Origin of the sequence: Moritella viscosa (assembly GCF_900120065.1) — a bacterium.
Lineage (GTDB): Bacteria > Pseudomonadota > Gammaproteobacteria > Enterobacterales > Moritellaceae > Moritella > Moritella viscosa.
This window is the reverse complement of sequence record NZ_FPLG01000067.1, coordinates 1-6,214: the sequence shown is the minus strand read 5'-3', so window position 1 is coordinate 6,214 and position 6,214 is coordinate 1. Positions and strand designations below refer to the sequence as shown.

Genomic DNA, 6,214 nt, shown 5'->3' with positions numbered 1-6,214 from the left:
TCATAATGTAAATGGGGGCCCGTTACGCGACCCGTCGCACCAACCGTACCAATTTTTTGATTCTGTTTAACCCGCTGTCCTTGTTTGACACTACGCTTATTCATGTGCAGGTATTTAGTGACAATATTAGCGTTATGTTTAATAAAGACGTAATTACCGTTAAAGCGATTATAAGCAGATGCGATAACTTTACCATCACCTGCAGATACAATAGGGGTACCTGTTCTAGCTGCGTAATCAATACCATTATGCGCACGTACTCTACCTGTTACTGGATGACGGCGATTACGGTTAAAACTAGAGCTGATATATTTAAAGTTTACCGGAGCGCGTAAGAAGGCTTTACGCATAGAGCGTCCTGACGGGGTATAGTAGCTGCCATCTTTATGGCGTACCGCTTGAAATTTATCACCTTGGTTGATGAACTCTGCGGCAAGGATATTACCTGTAGAAACAAAATCACCATTAATATATTGTTCTTCATAAATCACTGCAAAACTGTCGCCCGCTCGAATGTCGAGGGCGAAATCGATATCCCAACCAAATATTGTGGCTAAGTTCATGATTTGTTTTGCTGGCATTTTACCTTTAACACCTGCATTCCAGAAGTTACTGGTGATCTCTGCACGCGTGAATGTTTCTCTGACTTCTATTTTGTTTTTAAGGGTGTTAGTTGTGTAACCATCAGCTGTTTTATTAATGTGTAACGATTCGGTGGCGCTGTAAGGATAAATAAGCTCAACAAATTGGCCATCATTATTCGTTGTGATGGTTAGTTTTTGTCCAGGGTAGATACTGCGTAAGCGTTTTGCCGATGACAACTTATCTATTTCATAGATGGTTTTTGTCGATAAATGGCTACGTTGACCAATTAACGATAGATTATCACCCGCGCGAACGATAATTTCCTCACTGGTTAATCGTGATTTAACCGGCTTATTTTCTGCCGAGGTAATGCGAGGTAATTTTAAACTGTAACGATCACCCACTTGGTAGATATAAAAAGAGTCTGCATCTGATGATTGTGGTGCGCTGGTGGAGACTGGGAGTAACAGCAGTGTAATGATCAAACCAAAGATAATTAGAATGGAGGTTCGGTGCTGTTTTGGTAATTGCTTAAAACGGTTACCGAATGACATAAGAAAGCACTACCTTGTGGCAATTAAAAAATAAGTTACGTATTCTAGCAAATACTAAGGTCTGTGCAAAAAAAATTATCACCAAATTAATCGCATTGCCTCAGTGCAATGGTTTTCAATTGTGATGCTATCCAGTAGTATAGAGTCATTATATTTAGGTAATAAGTGTGGAGCTTAATATTATGACGCAAATCAATGATGCGTTACGTGAAATCAAACGTGGTACAGAAGAAATCCTAGTTGAAGAAGAATTAGTAGCAAAGCTGAAAGAAGGTCGTCCGCTAAGAATTAAATTAGGTGCTGATCCAACAGGTGCTGATCTACATTTAGGCCATACTGTTATCTTAAACAAGTTACGTCAATTTCAAGACCTTGGTCATGAAGTTATCTTCTTGATTGGTGACTTCACTGCAACCGTGGGTGACCCGTCAGGTAAAAACTCGACACGTCCACCACTAACGCGTGAAGATGTACTTGTTAATGCGAAAACGTATACGGATCAAGTATTCAAAATTTTAGATGAATCAAAAACACGCATTGAATTTAACTCTACGTGGTTAAACGAATTAGGTGCTGCGGGCATGATCCGTTTGGCATCGCAACAAACAGTTGCACGTATGCTAGAGCGTGATGACTTCAAAAAACGCTATGCGTCAAATCAAGGTATCGCGATCCACGAATTTATGTACCCACTATTACAAGGTTATGATTCAGTTGCACTGCAATCGGATGTTGAACTTGGCGGTACAGATCAAAAGTTTAACTTATTAATGGGTCGCGAATTACAAAAAGCAGAAGGTCAAAAACCACAAACGGTTATTATGATGCCACTGCTTGTTGGTCTTGATGGCGTGAAGAAAATGTCTAAATCAGCGAACAACTATATTGGTGTAACAGATGCTCCAAACGAGATGTTCGGTAAGATTATGTCAATCACTGATGAATTGATGTGGAACTACTTCGAATTATTATCATTCCGTCCATTAGCTGAAATTGAAAAATTCAAAGCTGATATCGCGGCAGATGCCGTTAATCCACGTGATGTTAAAATTTCATTAGCAAAAGAAATCATTGCTCGTTTTCATGATGAAGTTGCAGCAGAAAGCGCGCATAATGATTTCACTCAGCGTTTTTCAAAAAATGCGATCCCAGATGAAATGCCAGAGTTTGATTTTGCAGTAAGTGATGCAATTGCAATTGCTAACTTATTAAAAGAAGCTGGCTTAGTATCAGGGACATCGGAAGCGATGCGTATGATCAAGCAAGGTGCTGTTAAAATTGATGGCGAAAAAGTAGAAGATACACGACTTGTACCTGCAGCCGGTACAGCTGTATACCAAGTTGGTAAACGTAAGTTTGCACGTATTACACTTGGCTAGTTGCTGATAAGATACTATTTATCGGTGTATTGTAATAATTGATACATTGTTATAAATAATTTAAGCCCGTTATGATGATTGTCATAACGGGCTTTTTAGTTTTTAGGCTCGCTAATGTAATTTACGAGCGGTGGTGTTTTAGAGTAAAAATAGGTAATCTTAAATGCCAATGTACTGCGGCCATTCGGAGTGTAAATACTCCTGTCATGGCTAATAACATCGCAAAACCTTCAGTAATGCCAATGAGTAATGAGCCTGTATAAACCACGCCACCCAAGACCGATGCCGTCGCATAGATATCTTTTTGTAATACCATAGGTACGCGACTGGCTAACAGATCTCGAATGATGCCTCCTGCAACACCTGTGATAACACCCATCACTACCGCGGTCATCCCTGGAGCGCCATAAGCTAAGGCTTTCTGCGTACCCAGTACGGTGAATAAGGCTAAGCCTGCTGCATCGGCAAGGGGTAAGAATATTGGCGGCATGCGATGATTACGGTTAGCAAACAAAATGGTTAACAGAGATGTCAGAATAATAACGGTGAGGTAAACGGGGTCGTGCACCCAGAATGCAGGGCCTACATCTAAGATAGCATCACGTATTGTGCCACCTCCAATCGCCGTTACGGCAGCTAATACTGTTGCGCCAAATGGGTCCATGCGCATCTGGCCTGCGACTTGTACGCCTGATATTGCAAAAACGGCGGTTCCCGCTAAATCGAGTAAATAAATCATATCCATGTTCATCATTAGTAAACTTGTTAACCCTTTTTCTATACTCAAACGACTTGATGATGCTATATCAGAGGCTAGCTTGGGTATATTTGTCCATAATTAAGAAGAGCAGAGTATACGGATAGAAAAAATGATTTCTTTTAGCTATATCGAAGTTCTAACAAATAAAGTGGCTGAATATAAATAAAAATTGAATTGTTAATGATGTGATTATGAATACTATCTTTCAGATGAAATTGAGAGGGAAGTGAGTAAAAGTGAATTATATAAGGGCATAAAAAAAACAGCATAGAGAAGTTTTCGTTTATTTATAATCAAGTGTTATAAAACAATAAACTTTTCCATGCTGTTTTTGGTATTTCAAACTATAGGCTAGCGATTGATGGTAAAACACCACTTGTGATAGCTAAAGTAGTTAAAACAGTAAAAACGGCTATAAATTCTTTCATGATAATGTCCTTGATGCTGATGGGTTGAGTACATTATGCACACATTTTATTCATTTGGCTAGCTATTTATAAGAAAAATGTAACTTTTGGTGCTTTGGGGGCTTGATACAATCGAAGTGCTGATTAGTGTATGTGTTAATGCTTTTATCAGTGTCATCTGTAGCGCCTCATGATGTTTTTGTTGTTAAACGTATTAATTTTCATGTAAAAGTTTGGTTTTGGTCGTTACGATTATGACTTTACTTGTGTTGGGCTAAATGTACGTAAAGTGGCTCGTTAAGCCTAATTTTAAGGTTGGTTGTTAATGAGCAATCAAAGGTCTCAATAATCAGATTTTATGTGTTTAATGGTTTGAATTAGGTGAAGTGTCGTCATATTCGTATTACAATAGGGGGCATTATGATTGTAAACATTGTCGGCGCTGTAAAATTCAGTAATGTCATGATAATGAATTGATTAGAAGGTTATAAAAGCATTATGAGTAATATTATCCCAATGACTGCACGTGGTGCAGATAATTTACGCCAAGAATTAGAGCATCTTAAAACTGTTCGCCGCCCTGAAATTGTGAGTTCAATTGCTGAAGCGCGTGAACACGGTGATTTAAAAGAAAATGCGGAATACCATGCGGCACGTGAAGAGCAAGGGTTTTGTGAAGGCCGTATTCAAGATATCGAAGGCAAATTGTCAAATTGTCAAATTATCGATGTAACAAAAATAGCAAACAATGGTCGTGTTATTTTTGGTTGCACAGTGACGATTTATAACACTGATACGGAAGATGAGATTACTTATAATCTAGTGGGTGATGATGAAGCGGATATTAAGCAAAACCGTATTTCAATTAACTCACCAATTGCGCGTGGTTTAGTGGGTAAAAGTGTTGATGATGTTGCGGTCGTGACGACACCGGGCGGCGCGATTGAATTTGAAATTGTATCGGTAGAATATATCTAACTATCGACACACTGCATGAAGATACAGATACGCATTACTGTGTACTGTGACCCAGTTTTAACACTGGGTATAGTCGAGCTGGGATTCCTTGCCCAGCTGGATACTCATAAAGCTATTATTTTCTTGGCAGTATGATTTTCTTTTCATCACTTGTACGATAAATGACCAGTGTGTGGCCAATACTTTGTACTTTTTCTGCGTTAGCTTCTTTTACAATGGTATCCATTACTAATGCTTTTTGGTCACGGTCTTCTGACGCAACTTTAATTTTGATTAATTCATGGTGTGCTAGCGCTACTTCAATTTCAGCCATTACACCTTCTGTTAAGCCGTGTTGGCCTAGTAAGATGACAGGTTTCAATGAGTGTGCTAAACCTTTTAGGTGTTGCTTTTGTTTGTTGCTTAATGCCATATTTTAAATTTCTTATTACTTAGGGTTGAAAAAGAGTAATTTTAGCTTCATCTTCATCTTAATACCATGCCATTATGGCAATGGTTTAAAAAAATATTATTAACAGGCTTTCAGATGACCCCGACACCGAAGAAAAAAAGTACCCAAAAGGGCAGCTCAAAGAATTGGCTGCAAGAGCATCACAACGATAAATATGTGAAAGATGCGAAGAAACAAGGGTTGCGTTCACGTGCGACTTTTAAGCTTGAAGAGATTCAAGCAAAAGATAAATTATTAAAACCGGGTATGAATATTGTTGACCTTGGCGCGGCTCCTGGTGGTTGGTCGCAATATGCGGTTAAACAATTAGGTGATAGAGGTCGTGTTATTGCTTGTGATATTTTAGCTATGGATCCAATTGCAGGGGTCGATTTCTTGCAAGGTGACTTTCGAGACGAGAAAGTACTCTCAGCATTACTGGCTAAAGTCGGTGATGGTCAGATTGACGTTGTTATTTCTGATATGGCGCCCAATATGAGTGGTAATATCGGTGTTGACCAACCTGCTTCAATATACTTGGTCGAACTTGCACTCGAAATGTGCCGTGAAGTGCTTAAACCAAATGGCAGTTTTGCGGTCAAAGTATTCCAAGGTGAAGGCTTTGAGCAATTCATGAAAGATGTACGTAGTTTGTTTACTGTAGTTAAAACCAGAAAACCGGATTCATCACGTGCTCGTTCACGCGAAGTGTTCATCGTTGCGACGGGTTACAAAGGCTAAATTATTGTGACCTGTAACAAAAGGTAATATCACTGCTGCTATTGAAGAGTAAAATCTAGATTTGTTATCAATAAACATTTAATTATGTTAATAAATAGCCAAGTCTTGATATATTTGAGTAGACAGTAGAGAATATCTAAATGGTTCTGCAACCTTGCATTTTAATTGTAAGGATCACAGGATTAAAATTTAAAATGTAAGTTGTTGTTAAACTGTCTATATTTAGAATATATTGAGTATATCAACTGTTTTTTTTCAGGGAACTTAAGACCCGGAGAGGCTAGATTTTGAGTGATATGGCAAAAAATCTGATTTTATGGCTGGTTATTGCAGTCGTATTAATGTCAGTATTTCAGAGTTTCGGACCAAACGGGAGTCCA

At 38.7% G+C, this 6,214-nt stretch carries 6 protein-coding genes; 3 read left to right on the top strand and 3 right to left on the bottom strand.

Annotated elements, in window-relative coordinates; genetic code table 11:
• Positions 1-1,139: peptidoglycan DD-metalloendopeptidase family protein (locus BT797_RS10070; RefSeq protein ID WP_075471935.1), on the bottom strand; the 1,139-nt coding region annotated here is incomplete at its 3' end.
• 182 nt (positions 1,140-1,321) lie between these two features.
• On the opposite strand from BT797_RS10070, the gene tyrS reads away from it, so the two are divergent.
• A complete protein-coding gene (tyrS, locus tag BT797_RS10065) occupies positions 1,322-2,518 on the top strand; it encodes a tyrosine--tRNA ligase (protein WP_045112661.1) in 1,197 nt (398 codons plus the stop codon).
• A gap of 121 nt (positions 2,519-2,639) precedes the next feature.
• Here tyrS and BT797_RS10060 read toward each other — a convergent pair whose 3' ends face one another.
• A complete protein-coding gene (locus BT797_RS10060) occupies positions 2,640-3,263 on the bottom strand; it encodes a trimeric intracellular cation channel family protein (protein WP_045111682.1) in 624 nt (207 codons plus the stop codon).
• Between the two features lie 920 nt (positions 3,264-4,183).
• Here BT797_RS10060 and greA point away from each other — a divergent pair.
• Complete coding sequence (gene greA / locus BT797_RS10055) at positions 4,184-4,663, top strand: transcription elongation factor GreA (RefSeq protein ID WP_045111681.1); 480 nt, start codon at positions 4,184-4,186, stop codon at positions 4,661-4,663.
• 115 nt (positions 4,664-4,778) lie between these two features.
• On the opposite strand, the gene yhbY is transcribed toward greA, so the two are convergent.
• Complete coding sequence (gene yhbY, locus BT797_RS10050) at positions 4,779-5,075, bottom strand: ribosome assembly RNA-binding protein YhbY (RefSeq protein WP_045111680.1); 297 nt, start codon at positions 5,073-5,075, stop codon at positions 4,779-4,781.
• A 114-nt stretch (positions 5,076-5,189) separates the two neighbouring features.
• Here yhbY and rlmE point away from each other — a divergent pair, with 114 nt between their 5' ends.
• Entirely contained in the window at positions 5,190-5,834 is a 645-nt protein-coding gene (gene rlmE, locus BT797_RS10045; protein ID WP_075471937.1) for a 23S rRNA (uridine(2552)-2'-O)-methyltransferase RlmE, read from the top strand.
• Positions 5,835-6,214 lie beyond the last annotated feature (380 nt).

Bases quoted from the DNA above. Each gene is read 5' to 3' on its own strand.
- tyrS (WP_045112661.1), top strand. From the start codon at position 1,322: ATGACGCAAATCAATGATGCGTTACGTGAAATCAAACGTGGTACAGAA.
- BT797_RS10060 (WP_045111682.1), bottom strand. From the start codon at position 3,263: ATGGATATGATTTATTTACTCGATTTAGCGGGAACCGCCGTTTTTGCA.
- greA (WP_045111681.1), top strand. From the start codon at position 4,184: ATGAGTAATATTATCCCAATGACTGCACGTGGTGCAGATAATTTACGC.
- yhbY (WP_045111680.1), bottom strand. From the start codon at position 5,075: ATGGCATTAAGCAACAAACAAAAGCAACACCTAAAAGGTTTAGCACAC.
- rlmE (WP_075471937.1), top strand. From the start codon at position 5,190: ATGACCCCGACACCGAAGAAAAAAAGTACCCAAAAGGGCAGCTCAAAG.